Genomic DNA, 22141 nt, shown 5'->3' on the forward strand with positions numbered 1-22141 from the left:
CCACTCGTCCACATCGACCCATGACCCTCGCCGGCTACCAGATCGACACGGTGGAGGCCGGGCGGCTCCGGCTCGACGGGGGCGCCATGTTCGGGATCGTGCCCCGGCCGCTCTGGGAGCGGCGGATCGCGCCGGACGACCGGAACCGGATCCCGCTCGCCATGCGGTGCCTGCTCCTCCGCGGCCACGGCCGGACGATCTTGGTCGACACTGGGCTCGGCCACAAGGGCGACGCCAAGTTCCAGGACATCTACGGCGTCGACCACGCCCACTCGACGCTCGTCGGGTCGCTCGCGGCGCTCGGCGTCCGCCCCGGCGACGTGACCGACGTGGTCCTGACGCACCTCCACTTCGACCACGCTGGCGGCGCGACGACCCGGACGGCCACCGGCGACCCCGAATCGAGTCCGGGGCAGGCTCTCGCGCTGACGTTCCCCCGAGCGGCGCACTACGTCCAGCGGGCACAGTGGGCGTGGGCGCACGAGAGCCCGCGCGAGGGCGCCTCGTTCCTGCCCGAGAACCTCGACCCGCTCGACGCCTCGGGCCGCCTCGTCCTGCTCGACGGCGACGACGCGCCGTTCCCGAACGTCGTTCTTCACGTCGTCGACGGGCACACGCGCGGGCAGCAGCTCGTCCGCGTCACCGACGGCTCGCGGTCGCTGCTCCACGCGGCCGACCTGGTGCCGACGGCGGCCCACGTCCCGCTCCTGTGGGTGATGGCGTACGACGTCGAGCCGCTCAAGACGATTGCCGAGAAGGAGGCGCTGTTGGGCCAGGCCGCCCGAGAGGGATGGCGGCTCGCGTTCGAGCACGACCCCGAGGTCGCCTCGGCGGGCGTCGCGGAGACCGACCGGGGGTTCGCGGCCGTCGACCCGAGCCCGACGCTCGTCGCCGGCGCGTAGGCGAGAGGAGGGTTTAGTCCAAGCCGGGGCGGACGATACCCGCGGTCCGACCCGTCGCTCCGAGCGACGTCCCGCGCCCCGTCCCATGCTCTCACCGACGCCCGCCGTCCGCGCCGCCCTCTTCGGGCTCGTCGTCGTGACGGCGGTCGCCGTCGCTGGGGCGGCGTTGCACCTCGGGGCGGTCTCGGCGCGGTCCGGGCAGGCGCTCGCGGCGGCCCTCGACGCCCGCGTCCACACGGTCGCCCTGCTGGGCGCCGGCCTGGCGCCGGTCGCGGACGCCGGCCTCCCCGAGACGCTGTCCCGCTACGGGGCCGACGGCCGCCTTGTCGAAACGACCGACGCCGAGCGCGCCGGGGTGGCCGACTGGTTCCGGATCGCCGGGGCCGACGGCGCCGCCCGCGTGGTCGAGACGGGGGGGCTCGCCTACGCCGTGGCGTCGGCGGACCTGGCCTCCGGCGGGCGGCTCGTGGCCGTCGCCCCGGCCCCGACGTCGCTCCCGGACGGCGCCCTGCTCCGGGCCGCCCTGGCGACGGCGTCGCTGTGGGGCGTGCTGGTCGGCGTGCTCGTCGTGATGACGTGGGTCGCCGGCCCCCGGACCGCGCACCAGCTCGCGCTGCTGGGCGAGCGGATCGCCCAGGGCCAGGCGGACGGCGACGCGCTGATCCGCCACGCCGGCCTCCAACTCGGCCCGTTCGCCGATGCGTTCCAGCCCGTCGCCGACCGGTTCCGGGCGCTGGGCCGCCAGTCCCACGACGTCCAGCAGCACGTGGCCGCGCTGTACCAGATCAACCCACACTACGTCCTGCTGTGCAGCTTGGACGGCGAGATCGTCGAGGCCAACCCCGCGTTCTACGCCGCCACGGGACTCCCCATCGAGGCCGTCCGCGGCGGGCGCGTCGAGGCCTTGCGCGAGACGTTCCCCGTCGAGCCGCTGATGGAGCTGGCCCGGCGGTCGCTCCGCGAGGGCAGCGCCATCACGGGCGTCGAGTACGCGCTCATCGGCCGCGACGACGAGACGCGGCCGGTCGAGGTGGCCCTCCGCGGGTTCGAGCTCGAGGGCCGCGAGATGGTCCTGTTCCAGGCGACCGACCAGGCCCACCAGAAGCAGCTCGAACGCCGCGTCGCCGCGTTCACCGACACGCTCGACCTCATGGTGGACCAGCGGGTGCACCAGCTCTCGGCCGGGCAGGAGGCGCTCCGGCGCGTCCTGGACGCGGCCGGCGTCGTCGTCGCGTCGTTCGACGCCGGCGGCGCCACGAGCCGGTGGAACGGGGCGGCCACCGCCCTCACGGGCCAGCCCCTCGCGGGCGTCCCCCACTTTGCCGCGGCGACCCAGGTCCTGGGGCTCAGCCCGACCGAGCGGACGGCGTTCACGCAGTGGTTCTGGAGCCCGTCGCAGGAGCCGTTCATCGGGCGCCACGGCGTCGTCGGCCGCGACGGAGAGACGCGAACGCGCCAGCTCATCTGGCAACGGGTCGACGCCGACATGGCGGGGCGGTCGGACCTGCGGACACTCGTGGGGGTCGAGGTCCCCGCTTACGTCGGCCTCCCCGGGCCCTCCGGGGACGGGGTCGCCGGGGCCGCCGTCCTCGTCTAGACCGCCCCGCCCCGGCCGCGCGGGGGGAACCCTCGCCAGAAGCGTGCGGTGTAGGGCCCGGACCCCTCGCCGACGCCCGTGCCGACCGCCCTGCTCGTTCATCCGGAGGCCGACCGCTGGCTGAGCGCCCAGGCCGACCTCGACGGGGACCTCGCGACTGCGGCGTCGGCGAAGGAGGCCCGGGCCTACCTCGCGGGGACCGCCTTCGACCTGGTCGTCGTCGGGCCCGATGTCGAGGGTGCCGAGGCGATTGCGGCCCTGCGCGACGTCCTGGGGCTGGCCACGCGGATCGAGTCGGTCGAGCGGCTCGACGACGTCGCGACGCTCCTCGCCGACCCCTCGCCGTCCGACGCCGACCTCCGAGAGGCCCTGGAAGCGATCCGGGGCGAACTGGGCCGGGTGGCCCACGCGCTCAACAACCCGCTCGCGGTCATCTCGGGGAACGCCCAGCTCGGCCTCGAGATGGCCGCGGCGACCGGGGCCGACGAGACGGTCTCCGAAGCGCTCTCGACCATCGCCGACGCGGCGGGCCGGCTCGAGCGGCTGTTCGCCGACGTCGCCGCGCTCCGGGCCCGGGTCAGCCAGGCGCTCGGCCCGTAGCGGGCGACCGCCAGCCGTCGTGGCCGCGCACGCGGGGATCCGTCTGGTCCTTCGGTGTTGGCGAGCGACCTCCTGCGGACCTCCGCGTGCGCGGGGACAACTCGGCGGAGGGGGTGGGTCACAAACCCAAAGACGTGGTATCTCTTCGGGCGAAGAGGCCCCAGGGGACGCTGTGGTTCCGAAGGGCGGCGAGGGCCATTGGGAGGCGTCGGTGGAATGCCGGGGTGCCGGTGGCCGGCCTTAAGGGGGCCCCGGCCAGACCGATACCTGGGGCGTCACGGCGCCCGCGCCTCCCCCCAGCCTTCCGACCATGCCGTCTGCCCCGATGATCCCGGCCCACGAGCGCGAGCACGCCGACCGTGTCGCCGACGCTCTGGAGAGCCAGCCCGCCGCCGTCCGCGAGCGGTGGGGGCGCGCCCTCGACCACCTCGAGCAGGCCCGGGTCTACGACGCCTACCTCGAGTTCAACGAGCTCCTGAAGCGGCCGCTCGGGGCGAGCCTCCAGACCCACGTCCAACTCCAGGCCGTCCGCTGCCTCCGCGACGCGCCCGTCGAGCGGACGAAGACGGAGCTGGCGCTGATCGACCCCCAGGACGCTTACCAGACGGTCGTGCTGGACTACCGGCTCGGCTGGCTCATGCGCCACCGGCTGATGAGCGTGGCCGCCGCGCTCCAATACTTCGACCGGGTCTGCGAGGAGGCCCGCCGCCTGGGGAGCCGGTCGTGGGAGATCGCGGCGCTGTTGGAGAAGGCGACGGCGCTGATGGCCCAGGGCTCGTACGAGCAGGGCATCGAGGTCTGCATGCGGGTGTACAACCTGAGCCGGCGGAACGGGTTCGTCGAGTACATCCCGAAGGCGCTCATGTTCAAGGGGTTCGCCCTCGTCAAGGTGGGCAAGCACCACGCCGGCGAGGAGGCGCTCCAGAAGGCCCACGAGCTGGCGACGCGGAACGAGCTGGTCGCCGAGCAGGGGCTGGCGCTCCACCAGCTGGCCCAGATCTACCACTACGACTGCAAGTTCTACGGGCTCGCGCTCGAGTACTACCAACAGGCCCGGGCCACGCTCGAGCAGGTCCCCGTGTGGCCGTCGCTCCTGGAGCGGGTCGACGAGGACGCCGCGGCGGCGCAGCGGGAGCTGGCCGAGCTCGACATCGCCAAGATCCTCGGCCCCATCCCCATCAACCGGCTCCGGCAGGAGTACCTCACGAGTCTCGTCAACGGGTTCGTGGGCATCCCCGGCATCGACAACCGGAGCCAACTCGGCGAGCGGATCGGGCTGACGCGCCAGGCCATCCACCGCAACATCAACAGCTGAGCGGTGAGCCCCGTTCTGGCCCTCGCGGCTCGCGGCTCCCCCCACGATTTCCGGCGGTTGGAACCCGCCAGCGTCCACGTTGGCCGAGCGCCGGCGTGGGCGCACCCTTTTCACGCGACGTTGTCACGGGCCGCCGGTCGGGTGGCTACGCCCGAGAGGCCGCGGTGCCAGCTCACGAATCGGCCATTCCTGGGCGTAGGCCTGCCATGCGCTGCACATGCGTCCGGTGTCGACGTCGGACGGGCGCCCGAGGGCGCGTCCGACGGGGCCGGGGCACGCCGCCGCGCCTTGCCGCCGCTCCGCCGCCGCCGGTATCTTCGCCGCTCACCGACCGACCGACGCCTATCTAGAGTTCGTGCTACGCCCGCGCAGGCCCGCCTGCGTGCCCCCGGATCCCCCGGCCTTGGCCACCCGCACGCCTCCATGTCGCGTCTCGCATTCGTCTACGTCGTCGCCGCTGTGTTCGCGGCGGGGCCCGTCTCGGCCCAGCAGCCCGTCCGCTACCAGGCGACGGTGCCCCAGCACCCCGTCGTCCGGGTGATCGAGGAGACCCCGACCGCCGTCACGGTCGAGGTCACGGCCCACTGGCGGACGCCGCTGGCCGAGGCCGTCGACAAGAGCGGGGGGGACCTGGAGACGCTGGTGGCCCTCGCCGCCGGGGGCCGGCCGGTCGTGTCGCACGAGATCCAGCTCGGCTCGGCGGTGCCGCCCGCCGTGACGGTCGTGTCGTTCGAGGGCGACGAGCTGGCGCTGCCGGCGGCGGCCGACGAGGCGGGGCTCGGGGGCGCCGTCGCCGAGGTGGTCGCCATCGGCGAGCGGCGGCGCGAGCTGGTGGGGAGCCTGGCGGTCCGGCTGCTCCGCGTCGAGAACGGGCGGCTGGTCCGGGCCCGCCGCGTGGTCGTCCGGGTGCCGCGCCCGCCGGTCGCCGCCCGGCTGGCGGCCCGGGGCGACGACAACCCGCACCTGGCCGTCGACCGGAGCGCGCTGGCGGAGGGGCGCTGGTTCAAGGTGCCGATCCCCGAGAGCGGCGTCTACCGGATCGACGCGGCGTTCCTGCGCGACTCGCTGGGCGTCCAGGGGAGCGTCCCGCTCTCGTCGGTCGCCGTCTACGGGACCGGCGGGCGGATCCTGCCGGCCGTGACCTCGACCCCGCGCCCGGCCGACCTGCTCGAGGTCCCGTCGCTCGTCGTCGGCGACGGCCTCCTGTTCTACGCCGAGGGCCCGCAGTGGTGGGACTGGGTGCCGGAGGACCCGTCGGACGTGACGGAGGGCGAGTGGGTCCACGACATCAGCCCGTTCTCGGTCGCCAGCTACTACTTCCTGCGCCTCGACGCGCCGTCGCCACTGCGGATCCTGAGCGGGGCCGTGTTCCCGGGGTGGCCCGACGCCACGGTCGTCGGCGAGGTCGAGGACCGGCGGTTCTACGAGGTCGACCAGGCCAACCTCGAGCGGGACCGGAGCGGGTCCGGGCTCGACTGGTTCGGGCCCCAGCTCGACGTGAGCGGCGGCGCCTTCCAGGTCCTCAACGAGCCCGTGGCCGGCGCCGGGCCGGGCGCGCCCGTCTCGTACCGGGCCCGCGTGGCGTCGCAGGCCAGCCCGGCGGTCACGATCGCGATGGTCAAGGACGGGCGGACGCTCGCCACCGGTCGCCCGACGTCCACGTCGGCGTCGTCCGGGGAGACGGGCAACCTGGCCAACGTCGACCGGATCGAGGCCGAGACGACGCTGGGGGGCGGGCTCGCCGTCTCGTTCCGCGTGACGAACGGGCACGGGAGCGCCAAGGCGTGGCTCGACTGGGTCGAGGCCGTCGTCCGCCGCCCGGCCACGGCCGGCGCCGACCGCGCGGTGACGTTCCCGACGCCGGGCGGGCAGAGCGGCCGGTTCGAGATCCCGCTCGGCGGGTTCGCGTCCGAGCCCCAGGTGTGGGACGTGACCGAGCCCGGGGCCATCCGTCAGCTGGGCGTCCGCGCCGACGGCGGCACCTTCCGCGTCCAGGTCGCCGCCGAGGGGGCCCGGCCGCGCGAGATCGTCGCGTTCGACCCGTCCGGCCCGGCCCTCAAGACGCCGCTCGGCGTCTCGACCGTCGCCGACCGCGTGGCCCCGGCCGCCGTCGCCGTGGCCAACCAGAACCTCCACGGGCTCGCGACCCGGCCCGACTACGTCGTCGTGACGCACCCCGACTTCCGGGCGTCGGCGGACCGGCTGGCGGCGCACCGCCAGGCCGACGGGTTGTCGACGGTCGTGGTGACGACCGAGCAGGTGTTCAACGAGTTCGCGGGCGGGACCGGCGACATGCGGGCCGTCCGCGACTACATGAAGTTCCTCTACGACCGGGCCCCGGCCGACGAGATCCCGCGGTACCTGTTGCTCTTCGGCGACGGCCACTTCAACTACCGCCGGCTCCGGAACCAGGGGGCCTCGAACGAGACCCGCCCTGGGCCCATCTACGTCCCGCCGTTCGAGACCGAGAACATGATCAACCGGACGGCCTCGTACACGTCGGACGACTACTTCGGCCTGTTGGGCGACGACGAGGGCGAGTGGGAATACTACGGATCGAGCACGCTCGACCGTATCGACCTTGGCATCGGCCGGATCCCGTCGCGGACGGCGGCCGACGCCGAGACGGTCGTGAACAAGATCGTCCGCTACGAGAGCCCGGCCACGCGCGGCGAGTGGCGGACCCGGTTCACGTTCGTCGCCGACGACCAGTACCCGCGGAGCTGGGACCGCGACCTCCACGTCCTCAACGCCGACGGGACGGCCGAGGTGGTCGAGGCCGTCGACCCAACGATCACCCTCGGAAAGATCTACGGGCCGGCCTACCCCAGCGTGATCACGGCGCGCGGGCGCGTCCGGCCCCAGGTGACCGAGGACATCCAGCAGGCCATCAACGGGGGCACCCTCGTCTGGAACTACAGCGGCCACGGCGGGCCCAGCGGCTTGGGTGACGAGGACTACATGACCGAGGCCATCGTGGCCCGGCTCGACAACGCCGACCGGCTCCCGGTCTTCGTCACGGCCACGTGCTCGTTCGGCAAGTTCGACATCGCCCACGAGCAGAGCCTGGCCGAGCAGATCCTGCTCCGCTCCGGCGGCGGCGGCGTCGCCATGCTGACGACCGTGCGGTTGGTCTACACGTCGAGCAACCCGGACGCGCTCAACTACGGCCTCAACCGCGAGCTGACGGCCCAGATGCTCACGCGCGAGCCCGACGGCCGCCCGGCGCGGCTGGGCGACGCCCTCTACCGGACCAAGAACACGGCGGTCGGGGCCGCCCCGAACAACCGGAAGTTCAACCTGCTCGGGGACCCGGCCATGCGGCTCGGCCTGCCCGAGCGCTCGATCGCGGTCGAGGTGCCCGACCAGTTCGAGGCGTTCGCCGAGACGACGGTCTCGGGCCAGATCCTCGGCCTCGACGGCCAGCCCGACCCGACGTACCGCGGCGAGGTCAGCATCTCGGTGTTCGACGCCGAGCGGCTGGTCGAGCTGCCCCCCGACGCCTGCTGCTGGACCGACGGCCCTGACGCCGACTTCCTGGGCGACTACCGCTCTCGGATCGACCAGCTCTTCTCGGGCCGGGCCTCGGTCCAGGGCGGCCGGTTCTCGACCACGTTCCGCGTGCCCCAGGACGTCTCGTACTCGGGCCTCCCGGCGCGCGTCGTGGCCTACGCGCTGGGCGAGGACGGGTCGGACGGCGCCGGCCAGTCGACCCGGGCGACGGTCGCCACGACCGCGGCCGCGCGGCCCGACGACGGCGAGGGCCCCGAGATCCGGCTGTTCGTCAACGACTCGACGTTCGTCGACGGCGGGCCGACGTCGCCCCAGGGCGTCTTGGTCGCCCGGCTCCTTGACGCGAGCGGGCTCAACACGGTCGGCGCGGGCGTCGGCCACGAGCTGCTGGTGACCGTCGACGGCGACGCGGCCCGGGCCATCGACGTGGGCCGGTACTACCAGGGCGACCTCGACACGTACCGCGCGGGGACCGTCCGCGTGCCGCTGAGCGCGCTCGGCGGCGGCGAGCCGCTCGCGCCGGGCGCCCACACGGCGACGATCACGGCCTGGGACGCGCTCAACAACGCCTCGACGGCGACCGTCTCGTTCGTCGTGGTCGACGACGGACTCGTGGTGCGGAGCGTGCTCCCGTACCCGAACCCGACGGCCGGCCCGGCCCGGTTCTTCGTCGAGCACAACCAGCCCGTCGGCACGTCGGCGAGCGTCCAGCTCCGGATCTACACGCTGGCGGGCCGGCCCGTCCGCACCATCGACGGCGACGAAGCGTTGCCCGGCGACTTCCTCTCCACCCGGACGGTCCAGATCCCGTGGGACGGCCTGGACGACGACGGCGACCGGCTCGGCTCGGGCGTCTACCTCGTCCGCCTGCGGATGGAGATGGACGACCCGGCCGGCGGCACGCGCGTCGCCGAGCGCGTCGAGCGGCTGGCCGTGATCCGCTAGTGTTCTGCCACGACGCCTCTGGCGGGTGGTCTCCACTCGTCGCTGATGCGTGATCCGTGATGCGTGACTCTCACGTAGAGGACCACGGATCACGAGTCCGACACGCACGACCTGACAGACCTGCTGAGACGCGGCACCCGGCCGCGCCCCGCTAGCTTTGGCCCCTCGGGCCTCCCCCCCCCCCCGACTTCCCTTCCCCCCGACCGATGACTCGCCCCCTGATCCTCGCCGCCGTGGCGCTCGCCGCGCTGCCCGCGGTGGCCCAGCAGAACCCCGAGGAGATCGTCCTGACGACGTCCGTCCCGTTCTTGCAGATCGAGCCCGACAGCCGGGCCTCGGGCATGGGCATGGCCGGCGTCGCCGTGGCCGACAACGCCTACGCCCCGTTCTGGAACCCGGCCGGGCTGGCCGGCCAGGAGGGGACCGAGGTCTCCTTCACGCACGCCCCGTGGCTGCCGGCGCTCGGCGCCAACCTGAGCTACGAGCACTTGTCGGCCAAGTACGGGCTCGGCAAGGCCGGCACGCTCGGCGGCCACCTGACCTACTTCGACTTGGGGACCCAGACGGCGACCGACGAGACGGGCTTCGAGCTCGGCACGTTCTCGTCGTACGAGTTCGCGCTCGGCCTGAGCTACGGGTACCCCGTGACCGAGAACCTGTCGGTCGGGACCGGCGCCCGCTTTATCTACTCGAACTTGACCGGCGGCACCGAGGTCGGCGGCAACCCGACGGCGGCCGGCAAGTCGTTCGGCGTCGATTTGGGCGTGAAGTACCGGGGGCCGGAGCTGGGCCTGGGCCAGTCCACGCGGCCGACGTTCGCCGTCAACTTGGCCAACATGGGCCCCGGCATCTCGTACGTCGAGTCGATCCCCGGCGACTCGACGTTCACCGGCCAGCCCGACGCCATCCCGACGACGCTCCGGTTCGGGTTGGCGCTCGACACCCGGATCGACGAGTTCAACCGGTTCCTGGTCGCGCTCGACCTCAACAAGATCATCGTCAACAAGGACTCGACGGGCGACTACGACCCGTTCTACGAGGCGCTCTTTACGTCGTGGGAGTCCCGGCTCATCAAGACGACGGTCGCCCCCGGCGAGACCTGCGACGACCTCGGGGCCGACGACAACCCGGGCAACGACTGCCGCGAGGTCAGCGGCCTGCGCTCGCTGACGCTGGGCACGGGCTTCGAGTACTGGTACAACGACCTGTTCGCGATGCGCGCCGGCTACTTCTACGAGGACCCGGCCAACGGCAACCGCCAGTTCATCACGTTCGGGACGGGCTTGCGCTACAGCCTGGTCGGCGTCGACATCTCGTACATCTACGCGATCCAGGAGAACTCGCCGCTGGCGGACCAGCTCCGGTTCTCGCTGCTCCTCAACATCCCGCGCTAGCGCGGGGGCATCAAGAATCGGGAATCAGGGGCTCAAATCGAGAAAGGAACATGACATTCCGTGAGGGGGCCTTTCTGATTCCTAATTCCTCTTTCCCGATGCCTCCTGGTGACTGAGCTCCAGGCCGTCGGGCTGTTCGGCGGGCTGCTGCTGGCGGCGGTCGGGGTGGGGGAGGGGCTCCGCCAACTCGGGTGGCCGGGTGAGGCGTCGCGCCGCGCCGTCCACGCGCTCGTCGGGCTGACGACGGCGGCGAGCCCGTCGTGGTTCGACCGGCCCCGGGGGATCGTGGCGCTCGCGGTCGTGTTTTTGGTGGCGAACGCGGTGGCCCGGTCCCGGGCGTGGCTGCCCGGCGTCCACGCCATCGGGCGGGCGTCGTGGGGGACGGTGACGTTCCCGCTCGCGCTGCTGGTGGCGCTGGCGCTGTGCTGGGGGCCGGTCGGCGACCGGGTGTGGGCGCTCCAGGTCGCGTTCGCCGTGTTGGCACTCGCGGACCCGGCCGCGTCGCTGGCGGGGACGCGCGTCCGGTCGCCGGTCCATCGGGTGGGCGGGGCGACGAAGTCGATGGCCGGCTCGGCCACGTTTGCCGTTATTGCATTCGGCACAACGGCAAGCCTCCTCGCCGCCCTGCGTCCCGAGCCGTCGGCGGCGGCCGTGCTCGGCGCGGCGGCCGTAGTCGCGGCGCTGGCGACGGTCGCCGAGGCGCTCGGACACAACGGGTGGGACAACCTGTGGATCGTGCTGGCGGTCGTCGTGCCGCTCGCGTGGCTGGACAGCCTGGCGGGGTCGGTCCCGCTCGGCCTCGTCGCGGTCGGGGCCGCCGTGGCGTTCGCGTGGGCGACGTGGCGCGTGCGGGCGCCCGACGGGTCGGGCGCCCTCGCGGGGAGCCTGCTGGCGTGGGGGCTGGTCGCCGTCGGCGGGTGGGCGTGGGCCGTGCCGGCGCTCGTGTTCTTCGTCCTGTCGAGCGCGCTCTCCCGCCTCGGCCGGCACCGCAAGCGGGAGGCCGAGGCCCGCGTCCAAAAAGGAAGCCGGCGCGATGCGGGGCAGGTGATGGCGAACGGCGGCGTCGGGCTGGCGCTGCTGGCGGCGTCGGTGGTCGTCGCGTCGGACGCGCTCTACTGGGCGTTCGTCGCCAGTTTCGCGGCGGCCGCGGCCGACACGTGGGGGACCGAGATCGGGACGGCCGTCGGCGGCCCGACGCGCCGGCTCGGCGTCGGGCGGGCGGTGCCGCCGGGGACGTCGGGCGGGATGTCGATGACGGGGACCGTCGGCGGTGTTGCGGGCGCGGCGTCGGTCGTCGGGCCGGCCGTCGCGCTGTCGTCCGGGCTGAGTGTCGGCGCCGGGCTGGCGCTGGTGGCCGTGGCGGTCGGTGCGGCGGCGCTGGACTCGGCGCTGGGGGCGACGGTGCAGGCGCGGTACCGGGCTCCGGACGGAGCGCTCACCGAGCGGGCCGAGGTAGCTGGGCACCGGTTGCCGCTCGCGACCGGCCGAGCGTGGCTCGACAACGACGGCGTCAACGCGGCGTGTACCGTCGCCGCCGCCGTCGGCGCGCTCGCGCTCTGGGCCGCGGCCGGGTAGAACCGCGCGCCCTGACCCGGCCGGGTACGGACGACGGCCGGGCGTCGTTGGAGGAGCGGCGGAGCCCAGGCGTAGCTTGGCCGCCTCACGCTCCCCACACGCATGGCCTGGTACCGGAAGCTCCACTGGCAGATCATCCTCGGGCTCTTGCTCGGGCTCGCCTTCGGCGTCGTGGCCGCCATCCAGGGCTGGGGCGGGTTCGTCACCGACTGGATCAAGCCGTTCGGGACCATCTTCATCACGGCGCTCAAGCTCATCGCGGTCCCGCTCGTGCTCGCGAGCCTCATCACCGGCGTCGCCAGCCTGGCCGACTTGCGCAAGCTGTCCCGGATCGGCGGCAAGACGATCGGGATCTACCTCGTCACGACGGCCATCGCCGTCACCATCGGCGTCTTGCTGGCCGACCTCGTCCGCCCGGGCGACGCCTTCTCGGCCGAGCTCCGCGACGGGCTGGTGGCCGCCTTCGGGGACGACGCCTCGTCGCGCACCGAGACCGCCGCGACGGTCGCCGACCGCGGCCCGCTCCAGTTCCTGGTCGACGCCGTGGGCGAGAACGCCTTCGCGTCGTTCTCGAACAACGGGAGCATGTTGCAGGTCGTCGTCATCGCGATCCTGTTCGGGATCGGGCTCGTCCAGATCCCGCCCGAAAAGGGCGCGCCGGTGCTGGCGTTTTTCGACGGGCTCAACGACGTCGTCATCAAGCTCGTCGACATCGTGATGCTGCTGGCGCCCATCGGCGTGTTCGCGCTCCTGGCCGACACCATCGTGGCCACGGCCGGCGACGACCCGACCCGGATCATCGGCCTACTCGAGGGGCTGAGCTGGTACATGGCCGTCGTGGTCGCCGCGCTCGCCATCCAGACGACCGTCGTGTATCCGACGCTCCTGAAGGTGTTCTCGCCGATGGGGATCCGGGACTTTTTCCAGGGGATCGCCCCGGCCCAGCTCGTCGCCTTTTCGACGTCGTCGTCCGGGGCCACGCTGCCGGTCACGATGGAGCGGTGCGAAGAGAAGCTGGGCGTCAGCGAGGAGGTCTCCTCGTTCGTGCTCCCGCTCGGGGCCACGATCAACATGGACGGGACGGCGCTCTACCAGGCCGTCGCGACACTCTTTATCGCCCAGGCCTTCGGGCTCGACCTCGGGCTCGGCGCCCAGGTCACGATCGTGCTCACGGCCGTGCTGGCGTCCATCGGGACGGCGGCCGTGCCGGGCGCGGGCATCATCATGCTGGTCATCATCCTGGAGTCGGTCCAGGTGCCGACGGCCGGGATCGCCCTGATCCTGGGCGTCGACCGGATCCTGGACATGCTGCGGACGGTGACGAACGTGACGGGCGACGCGACCGTCGCCACCATCGTGGCCGCCAGCGAGGGCCAGCTCGGGCCCGTCGACCTGTCGGAAGACCGGGACCGGGTGCGCGTGGCCGCCTCGCCGCAGCGCCCGGCGGACCTCGAGCCCGTCGACCTCTCCTAGTGCAGCTCCAAACGAACCCTGTCGTTCCGCGCTCGGTGTTGGCTGCGCCGTCGCTTCGCGGTGCGGGTTCCGTGTCGCGTCGTTCGGACCGGGACACGCAATACGAAACCCACGTTGTGCCTGTGGTCTCCGGGTCCATCAGGACCGGGGACGGAAGACCGCCCGAGACTCGTCAAGGGAGCCGGTCCCCGGCCCTCCGTCTCCGGTCCTCCACCCTCTTCCACTCAGACGCAAGGCGGGTCACGAAACACGCGGCACAGCCGAGCAGACCCGTCACAAAAGACTTGACGCTGCACCAGTCCCCTGACCGCGTCGCCGCATGATCCGCCTGCTCGTTGCCCTCTCGTTCTGCGCCGCCGCGTCCGCCCAGCCCGCGCCGGGGGGAGGGGAACGGCCGGAGCCGCTGAGCCCGGAGGCCCGGGAGGCGTTGGGGCTGGCGACCGACGCCGGCGCCGCGCTCTACGCCCAGGCGTACGACGACGCCCTGGCGTTCCGGCTCGACGCGGCGCGCGACGGGTTCCGCCGGCTCGGGGAGACCGAGCCGGCGTCGCCGGCCAGCGCTGTCGGCTTGGAGAACGTGGCCCTGTGGCGGGCGCTCGTGACCGAGGACGACGCCGCGTTCGACCGGTTCTACGCGCTCAACGACTCGCTCACGGCCGTCGCGGAGGGGCTGGGCGACGCGCCCGGCGCCCGTCTGTCGGTGGCCGCGGCCAAGCTGCACCGGGCGTTGGCGTTCGGCCGGCAGGAGCGGTATGCCCGCGCCGGCAACTCGTTCCGCGAGGCCTGCGGCCTGTTCTCGGACCTCGACGGGCCCGACGCCCTCTTTGGCCAGGGCGTCTGCGAGGTGGCCGCCGGGTCGGTCCCGCGCAAGTACCGCTGGCTGGCCCGGCTATTCGGGTTCCGGGGGACCGTCGCCGGCGGGCTCGACAAGCTCGACCGGGCCGCTCGGGCGGGCGGAGCGCTCACGGTCGACGCCACGGTCGGGTTCGCCATCGCCGACGCCACGCTCAACGAGCGGCGCGGCGGGTCGGTCGACCGGATGGTGGCCCTCGCCGAGGCGCGGCCTAGCTCGCCGGTCCTGGCCTACCTCGCCGGCTACCACCTGCTGCTCGACCGCCGGGCCGCCGAGGCCGTCGCCGCGCTCCGCCGGGCCGAGTCCGCCCAGGCCGCCGACGGCGTCGAGCCGGTCCCGTTCGTCGACGCCCACCTCGGGCTCGCCCTGTTCCGCCAGCGCCAGTTCGAGCAGGCGGCGCCCCTCTTGGAGCGCTACGCGCGGACGTTCCGGGGCCGCGCGCTCGTCGCCCAGTCGACGCTGCACGCCGGGCTGGCCTACGAATTAACCGGCGACCGCCGCCGGGCCGAGTCGCTCTACCGCCGCGTCCGCGCCGAGCGCGACTACGACGCGGACCTGTCGGCCGAGCGCGAGGCCGAGCGCCGCCTGGACGCGCCGCTCACGGACGCCGACCGGGCGCTGCTCGTCGGCGGGGCGGCCTACGACGCGGGCGACTACGACGACGCCGTCCGCGCGCTCCAGCCCGTCGTCACCGACGGGTCGCTGCCGGCCGAGGCCCGGGCCGAGGCCGCCTACCGGACGGGCCGCGCGCGCCAAGCGCAGGAGCGCTGGGACGACGCCCTCCGCCACTTCCAGCTCGCCGCCGACCGGCCTGGCGACCCGCTCGCCAAGTGGGGCCCGTGGGCGGTCTACCACATCGGCGAGGTCCACGAGGCGACGGGCGACCTCGACGCGGCCGAGCGCCAGTACCGCGCCGTCCTCGACGACGAGACCGAGTTCGACTACCACAAGTCGCTCGAGCAGCGGACGCGCGCCGCCCTCGAGCGGATCGGCCGCTGACCCGGCTTTCTTTCCGGCCCGACCCAGGCCGCTGCGTTCCAGCCGTGCGTGCGAACCGGGCACATCCCATCAAGAGTTATCCCCGCCTGCGCGCGGAGAAGGGTAGGTTCTCGCCGTGCCCTCCGACCCCGTCCTCCCCGCGGAGGCGGGGATCCAGGATGAGGGCACCCCTTCCCACGCCGCTCCCGCCGTCCTGGACAGCGGCGGGACGGCGGGGCCGGCCGCGATCCGGTCGCCGGACTCTGGATTCCCGCCTGTGCGGGAGTGACGGCGGGGACGACTCGTCTTGTTTCTGTAGTCGCCAGAAAAGTCAACGGACCTGTTCTCCACCCCATCGGATGAGACTGCTCCTCGCCTCCGCTGCCGTCCTGCTGGCCCCCGGCTTGGCCGCCCAGCCAGCCCTTCACAGTACGTCGTGCACGCTGCATGACCACGGCGACATGGCCGCGAGCGGCCCCATTCTCGACGTGTTCGGCGCACCGCTCGCCGCCGATCCCACGACGGCCACGCGCGTCGAGACGCTAGGGAGCGCGACGTTCCAGGTGGACTACTCCGGCTTCACGCCCCAGGCCCAGGCCGCCTTCCAGCGGGCCGTCGACATCTGGGCCGACCACCTCGTGTCGTCGGTCCCGATCCGCGTCCAGGCGTCCTTCGCCTCGTTGGGGAGCACCACCCTCGGGAGCGCCGGGCCGAACGTGACGGCCAACACGCCCAACATCCCCCGGACCTCGACGTGGTACCCGTTCGCCCTGGCCGACGCTCGCGCCGGGCGCGACCTCAGCCCGGACGAGGGCGACTTCTTCTACGACATCGTCGCCCAGTTCAGCAGCAGCCGGACCGACTGGTACTTCGGGCTCGACGGCAACCCGGGGCCGAGCCAGTTCGACTTCGTCACCATCGTGCTCCACGAGCTCGGCCACGGGCTCGGCTTCGTCGGCTCGGGGACGGTCGACGACGGGACCGGCGAGCGCGAGTGCACGGGGACGGCGGGCCTGGGGTGCTGGGGCCTGGGGAGCGCCGACTTCCCGCTCGTCTTCGACCGGCTCGTCGACGACGCGGCCGGCGTGCCGATGCTCAACGCGCTCCGCTACCCGGACCCGTCGCGGGCGCTCGGCGACCTGCTCCGGAGCCAGGCGCTGTTCGTCGACTCGCCGGAGGTCGTCCGCCTCTACGGCGAGCCGGCGCCGGTCTGGGCGCCCGTCGCGTTCGAGGAGGGCTCGTCGTTCTCGCACTGGGACGAGATCGTCGTCCAGGGGACGTCGGCGGCGCTGATGACGCCGCGGATCGGGCGGGGCGAGGCGTACCAGGACCCCGGCGACATCACGTGCGCCTACTTCCGCGACATCGGGTGGACGCTGGGCGCCGGCTGCGAGACGCTGACCGTCGACGATGAGGCGGGGCCCGGGGCGTCCGCGCTGGCGGTGTCCGTCGTCGGTCCCAACCCGTTCCGCCAAGCCACGGCCGTCCGGGTGACGCAGGCCCGGCCCGGGCCCGTCCGCGTGACGGTCGTCGACGTGCTCGGGCGCGAGGTGGCCCGGTTGTGGGACGGCGTGGCCGGGACCGAGCACGCGCTCGACGTCCGGCCGGAGGGCTGGGCCTCGGGCGTGTACCGCGTCGTCGCCGAGTCGGAGGGCGGCGTGCGGACGGTGGCCCTGACGCACGTCCGATGACGCGCCGGGCGCTGGCGGTCCTGCTCGCCCTCGCGGCCCTGCCGGCGTCGGCCCAGGTCGAGCGGTCCGACGGCCCGGCGTGGTGCCGGCTGCCGGTGTCGACGTGGGCGGCCCCGTCGGCGGCGGCCCGGGTCGCGCGGCCGGTCGCCCCGGACTGCGACCCGGCGACGGAGGGCGTCCGGTTCGAGGTGAGCTACACCGGCTTCCCGCCAGAGGCCGAGGGCGCCTTCCAGGCCGCCGTCGACACGTGGGCCTGCCGCGTCCGGTCCGACCAAGTCGTCCGGGTCTCGGCCACCTGGGAGCCGCTGGCAGCGACGACGCTGGGCTCGGCGGGCCCCTTCCTCTACCGCAACTTCGGCGCCGCCCCGACGCGCGACGTCTGGTACCCGGCGGCCCTCGCCGACGCCCTCTCCGGCCGCGACCTCGGCGACGGCGAGGCCGACATCGAGGCCCTCTTCAACAGCGACTTCGACGACTGGCACCTCGGGCCGGGCCCGCCGCCGCCCGACCTCTACGACCTGTACACCGTCGTCCTCCACGAGCTGGGCCACGGGCTCGGGCTGATCGGGTCGCTCGAGGTCGAGGGCGGGCTGGGGTTCGTGGGGCGGGAGCCCGAGGGCGCCTTCACCTACGACCTCCACACCCAGACGCCGGCCGGCGTCTCGCTCCTCGATTCCGACGTGTTCCCGGACGGCTCGGCGGCGTTGGCGTCGGCGCTCCAGGCCGAGGTCCGGTTCGTCGGCCGCGCCGTCGAGCAGGTCGCGGGGCGGTCGGTCGCGCTGTACGCGCCGCCGCGCTGGGTCCAGGGCGGGTCGTACTCCCACCTCGACGAGGAGACGTTCGCCGCCGGGACCCCGGACGGGCTGATGACCCCGTTCATCGCGCGCGGCGAGACCGTCGCCGAGCCCGGCAAGGTCGTCTGCGCCATGATCGCCGACGTCGGGTGGACGCTGGCCGGCCGCTGCGCCGAGCAGGTCGGCGAGCTCCCGGCGGTCGAGCCCCGCGTCGTCGCGACGCGCCGCGGGCCCAACCCGACGACCGGCCGGACCACGGTGACGCTGACGAGCCAGGAGCCCGTCTCGGTCCGCGTGGCCTTGGTCGACGTGCTGGGGCGCCGCGTCGCCGACTTCGGCCGGATCGTGCTCGTCAGCGGGCGGACGGAGGACGTGGTGATCGACGGCGGCGCGCTGGCGTCGGGCGTCTACGTGTTGACCGTCTTGGGCGGGCCGGAGCCGGTCACGCTGCCCCTCGCGGTCGTCCGCTAGTGCAGCGTCACATGGTCTTTGTCGGGTAGATCCCAGCCCGCTCAGATCCGTGATCCGTGATGCGTGACTCTCACGCGGAGGATCACGCATCACGTATCCCGCGCGCCCGACCCGTCAAAATTGCTGTGACGCTGCGCTAGCCGGGGCCGGGCCGAGCCGTCGGCAGGGCGCCGGCCGTCTCAGAATCGGCCCTCGGTGGGGGCGGTGTCACGGGGCCGTGACCGAACGAGGCGGTGACGCCGGCCGGGCGCGTCTGGGCCCGCCGCCGAGGATCCGAATTGGGACCGACCGAACGCAGCGCCAGCGTTCCGAAGGCGTCCACTGACGGCGCGAGAGGCGCGCGCCGTCGATACCGGGGGGGACGCTGCTCCCATCCCCGTGCGTGACCGCCGCTCGTTCCTCCGCCTCCGCCGGCCGGCCGCTCCGCCGACGGCCCGCGCCGCCGACCTGTCCCCGTACGTCCCGTCGGCGTCCGACCCGTGGGACGAGACGAAGGTCCGGCACCTGCTCCGGCGCGTGTCGGTCGGGGCCTCGCCGGACGACGTCCGCCGGATCCTAGGGGAGACGCCCGAGGCCGCCGTCGACCGGATCGTCGACGCGGCCGTCCGCCGGCCCGGGCTCCCCGAGCCCGACTGGATCGGCCTGGTCCACCCCAAGCGGGGTGAGGACGACACGGCGTTCAAGGAGGTCCAGGACCGGGCCTACGACGAGCTGTACCACGGGACGATCCGCCGCCTCCTCGGCGGCGGCCTGGCCGACCCGACGGAGCGCCTGGGCGAGTCGCTCCGGGAGCGGATGACGGTGTTCTGGTCGAACCACTACGTGGCCGGGAAGGTCATGCCCCCGTGGGTCTTCCGCTACCGGAGCCTGCTCCGGGACCGCGCCTTCGGCGACGTCCGCGAGACCGTCCACGCCATCGGCACGACGGCGCTCATGCTCCGCTACCTCGACGGCCACCTCAACCGGAAGGGGGCCCCGAACGAGAACTACGCCCGCGAGCTGCTCGAGCTGTTCACGATGGGGATCGCCGGCCCCGACGGGACCCCCAACTACACCCAGGCCGACGTCTCCGAGCTGGCCCGGGCCCTGACGGGGTGGCGCGTCACGGCGACCGAGACGCCGTTCGTCACGTTCGCGCCGGGCCGGTTCGACGGGGGCGAGAAGACGGTCTTCGGGCGGACCGGGGCGTTCGGCTACGACGACGTCGTCCCGCTGCTGTTCGAGGCGCGGGGGGCCCAGATCGCCCACTTCCTCGCGGCCAAGCTCTACCGCGAGTTCGTGTCGCTCGACCCCGACGCCGGGGTGATCGCTGGGCTGGCGGCGCGGCTCGTCGCGTCGGAGTTCCGGATCGAGCCCGTCGTGCGGGCCCTGCTCAAGAGCGCCCACTTCTACGACGATACCCACGTCGGCGCGCTCGTCAAGTCGCCGGCCGAGTTCGTCCTCGGCCTCCCCCTCCCGCCCGACGCCGACCCGGAGGCCGCCCACGAGCAGGTCGTCCGGTACAAGAACAACATGCGGAAGCTCGGCCAAGACCTCCTGGAGCCGCCCGACGTCAAGGGCTGGCGCGACGGCGAGGCCTGGATCAACACGAGCACGCTGCTGGAGCGCGTCCGCTACGGGCAGTGGGAGGTCAACGTCCACCGCCGCTCGCTCGCCGACGCGGCGGCCGACCGGCCGGCGGCCTTCGAGGCCCGGGCGCTCGCCGGCGAGCTCTGCGCCGAGCTCTTCGCCCGCCCGCCCGGCGACGACGACCTCGACGACCTCACCGAGGCCCTGCTCGCCGGCACGCCGGCCGAGGCCTGGGACCCGACCGAGAGCGGGGGCCGCCAGCGCGTCCCCGCCTACGTCCAGCACCTCGTGGCCCTGCCCGACTACCAGCTCCGCTAATGTGCACGCACTCCCACCGGGCCGTCGGCCTGGAGCACGGCCACGCCCACGACGCGGACCACCAGGCCTGGACGCGCCGCGACTTCCTCGTCCGCTCCGGCCTGGCGGCGGCCGGCGCGTCGGTCCTGTACGGGGCCTCGGCCGAGGCCGCCGCCGCGCGCGCGCTCGGGAGCCCGGGCCTGATGGGGGGCCTCCGGTCGCTCGGGACCGACCGCGTGCTGGTCCTCCTCCAACTCCAGGGCGGCAACGACGGGCTGAACACGGTCGTCCCGGTCCGCAACGACCTGTACTACGCCGCGCGGCCGTCGCTCGCGCTCTCGGCCGCCGACACGCTCCGGCTCGACGACGACTACGGGCTGCACCCGGCGCTGGCCCCGGTCCACGACATGTGGCGCGACGGCCACGTCGGGATCGTCCACAGCGTGGGCTACGAGAACCGGAGCCTGTCGCACTTCGAGGGGGCCGACGTCTGGGCCTCGGCGTCCGAGACGCCGGAGGGGCCCGGCCGGGAGACCGGGTGGTCGGCGAGCGCCGCCGCCGCCGTCCGGGGCGACGTCGCCGTCCCGCCGTCGGTCCAGATCGGGACGTCGTACCCGCTGATGATGACGGGGCCCGACGGCCAGGACGGCGTGACGCTCCCGAACCCCCAGGTCTTCGACCAGATCGTCGTCTCGGGCGAGCTCCACGACACCACGCGGCTGCCCGACACGGGCTACGGCCGCCGGGCCTCGTTCGTCCGCTCGGTGGCCAACAACGCCAACCAGTACCTCGGCCGGATGCAGGAGGCGGCGCGCGGCGTCGCGAACGCGGCCGAGTACCCGACCGACTACCAGAGCGGGAACCTGGGCCGCTCGCTCGCGGCCGTCGCCCGGCTCATCAAGGGGCGCCTGGGGACCCGGGTCTACCTGGTCCGCCTGGGCAGCTTCGACACGCACTCGGGCCAGCAGGGCCGGCACGAGGCGCTCCTGCGCACCCTCGGCGCGTCGGTCTCCGCGTTCTACCGGGACCTCGCCGCCAGCGGCGACGCCGAGCGGACGTTGACGATGACGTTCTCGGAGTTCGGCCGCCGCGTCGCCGAGAACGGCTCGGCCGGGACCGACCACGGCACGGCCGCCCCGCTGTTCCTGTTCGGCCCCAGCGTCGCGGGCGGGTTCTCGGGCACGGGCCCGGACCTGGCCGGCGTGGACGCCGAGGGCAACCTGCCCCACTCGACCGACTTCCGCAACGTCTACTCGACCGTCCTGGGCTCGTGGCTCGGCCTGGACGCGGCCGTCACGGGGTCCATCCTGGGCGACGCCTACGCCCCGCTCGACCTGCTCGGCGTGCCTCCCGCGGAGGCCTCGACGGCGACGCCCACCGCTCCCGCCCCCGCGCTCGACCTCTCGGTCCCGGCGCCGAACCCAGTCCGGACGCGAGCCACGGTCCGCTACCGCTTGGCCGACCCGGGGCCCGCCGAGGTGGCACTCTACGACACGTCGGGCCGCCAGGTGGCGACGTTGGCCTCGGGCTCACACGACGCCGGCGCGCACGTCGCCGAGCTCGACGCGCACGGGCTGGCGGCCGGCCTCTACATGCTCCGCCTGCAAGCGGGGGCGGAGACGCGGACGCAGACGCTCAGCGTCGTGCGCTGACCGGTGCCGCGGTCCGGGTGGAGGCAACAAGGGACTGCTCTCACAGGAGCCGTTTGAACTCTTCTATGGTTTAGACCGGCATCGCGCACGATCCCGCCCATCGTGAGCGTGTCGATTGAGTTCGTCCGAGGGATCGTCAGAATGTGCCGTCCGTCGCTCATGATCGAGCGCTTCCCCTCGCGCACGACATCGAACCCAGCCTTTCAGAGCGCCCGGATTGCAGACTGGTGATTGACGCCTGGCAGCTTGGGCACCTCAGGCGGCGACCTCGACCTCCCGGACCTCCGCGCCGTCTCGCTCGGCTAGCTCCTGGGCCACCACCGCGAGGTATTCAGTGATCGCGTCTCGGATGTTGGCCAGAGCCTCTCCTTCCGTTTTTCCCTCGGACCAGCAGCCAGGGAGTCCGGGGCAGGAGACGGAGTATCCTTCGTCCGTCGTGTGGAGCGCGGCTCGGTAGGTCATCGGGTTTCCGGTTGGGCGGTGTCGAGCGTAGGCTCTCCCTGCTGGTTTCGAGCTCAGAGG

Annotated in this window: 14 protein-coding genes; 13 read left to right on the forward strand and 1 reads right to left on the reverse strand. The window is 73.5% G+C overall.

Features of this window, described 5'->3' with window-relative positions; genetic code table 11:
* Nucleotides 1–20: 20 nt before the first annotated feature.
* From ACOOHE_RS09100 to ACOOHE_RS09160, 13 genes are all read left to right on the forward strand, one after another.
* The gene (locus ACOOHE_RS09100) at nucleotides 21–902 is read left to right on the forward strand and encodes an MBL fold metallo-hydrolase (protein WP_420457486.1); all 882 of its coding nucleotides are present in this window, start codon (nucleotides 21–23) and stop codon (nucleotides 900–902) included.
* An 85-nt stretch (nucleotides 903–987) separates the two neighbouring features.
* Complete coding sequence (locus ACOOHE_RS09105; RefSeq protein WP_420457487.1) at nucleotides 988–2499, forward strand: PAS domain-containing protein; 1512 nt, start codon at nucleotides 988–990, stop codon at nucleotides 2497–2499.
* A 78-nt stretch (nucleotides 2500–2577) separates the two neighbouring features.
* Nucleotides 2578–3099, forward strand: a complete 522-nt coding sequence (locus tag ACOOHE_RS09110) for a histidine kinase dimerization/phospho-acceptor domain-containing protein (RefSeq protein ID WP_420457488.1) — start codon at nucleotides 2578–2580, stop codon at nucleotides 3097–3099.
* Nucleotides 3100–3409: 310 nt separating this feature from the next.
* The gene (locus tag ACOOHE_RS09115; RefSeq protein ID WP_420457489.1) at nucleotides 3410–4414 is read left to right on the forward strand and encodes a hypothetical protein; all 1005 of its coding nucleotides are present in this window, start codon (nucleotides 3410–3412) and stop codon (nucleotides 4412–4414) included.
* A 423-nt stretch (nucleotides 4415–4837) separates the two neighbouring features.
* Complete coding sequence (porU, locus tag ACOOHE_RS09120) at nucleotides 4838–8872, forward strand: type IX secretion system sortase PorU (protein ID WP_420457490.1); 4035 nt, start codon at nucleotides 4838–4840, stop codon at nucleotides 8870–8872.
* Between the two features lie 206 nt (nucleotides 8873–9078).
* A complete protein-coding gene (porV, locus tag ACOOHE_RS09125; RefSeq protein WP_420457491.1) occupies nucleotides 9079–10266 on the forward strand; it encodes a type IX secretion system outer membrane channel protein PorV in 1188 nt (395 codons plus the stop codon).
* A 108-nt stretch (nucleotides 10267–10374) separates the two neighbouring features.
* Nucleotides 10375–11841, forward strand: a complete 1467-nt coding sequence (locus ACOOHE_RS09130; protein WP_420457492.1) for a DUF92 domain-containing protein — start codon at nucleotides 10375–10377, stop codon at nucleotides 11839–11841.
* A 102-nt stretch (nucleotides 11842–11943) separates the two neighbouring features.
* On the forward strand, nucleotides 11944–13314 hold the full coding sequence (locus tag ACOOHE_RS09135) for a dicarboxylate/amino acid:cation symporter (RefSeq protein ID WP_420457493.1): 1371 nt from the start codon (nucleotides 11944–11946) through the stop codon (nucleotides 13312–13314).
* A gap of 319 nt (nucleotides 13315–13633) precedes the next feature.
* Nucleotides 13634–15166, forward strand: coding sequence for a tetratricopeptide repeat protein (locus tag ACOOHE_RS09140; RefSeq protein WP_420457494.1), 1533 nt, complete (start codon nucleotides 13634–13636; stop codon nucleotides 15164–15166).
* 338 nt (nucleotides 15167–15504) lie between these two features.
* On the forward strand, nucleotides 15505–16836 hold the full coding sequence (locus ACOOHE_RS09145) for a hypothetical protein (protein WP_420457495.1): 1332 nt from the start codon (nucleotides 15505–15507) through the stop codon (nucleotides 16834–16836).
* On the forward strand, nucleotides 16833–18101 hold the full coding sequence (locus tag ACOOHE_RS09150) for a hypothetical protein (RefSeq protein ID WP_420457496.1): 1269 nt from the start codon (nucleotides 16833–16835) through the stop codon (nucleotides 18099–18101). Before ACOOHE_RS09145 ends, ACOOHE_RS09150 begins: the two co-directional genes overlap by 4 nt.
* Before the next feature lie 378 nt (nucleotides 18102–18479).
* Nucleotides 18480–19988 (forward strand): DUF1800 domain-containing protein, encoded by a 1509-nt coding sequence (locus ACOOHE_RS09155; RefSeq protein ID WP_420457497.1) that lies wholly within the window; start codon nucleotides 18480–18482, stop codon nucleotides 19986–19988.
* Entirely contained in the window at nucleotides 19988–21619 is a 1632-nt protein-coding gene (locus ACOOHE_RS09160; protein WP_420457498.1) for a DUF1501 domain-containing protein, read from the forward strand. Before ACOOHE_RS09155 ends, ACOOHE_RS09160 begins: the two co-directional genes overlap by 1 nt.
* Before the next feature lie 255 nt (nucleotides 21620–21874).
* Here the strand turns inward: ACOOHE_RS09160 and ACOOHE_RS09165 are convergent, their stop codons facing one another.
* Nucleotides 21875–22081, reverse strand: coding sequence for a type II toxin-antitoxin system HicB family antitoxin (locus tag ACOOHE_RS09165; protein ID WP_420457612.1), 207 nt, complete (start codon nucleotides 22079–22081; stop codon nucleotides 21875–21877).
* Between the last annotated feature and the right edge of the window lie 60 nt (nucleotides 22082–22141).

This window comes from Rubrivirga sp., assembly GCF_965213695.1.
Lineage (GTDB): Bacteria > Bacteroidota > Rhodothermia > Rhodothermales > Rubricoccaceae > Rubrivirga.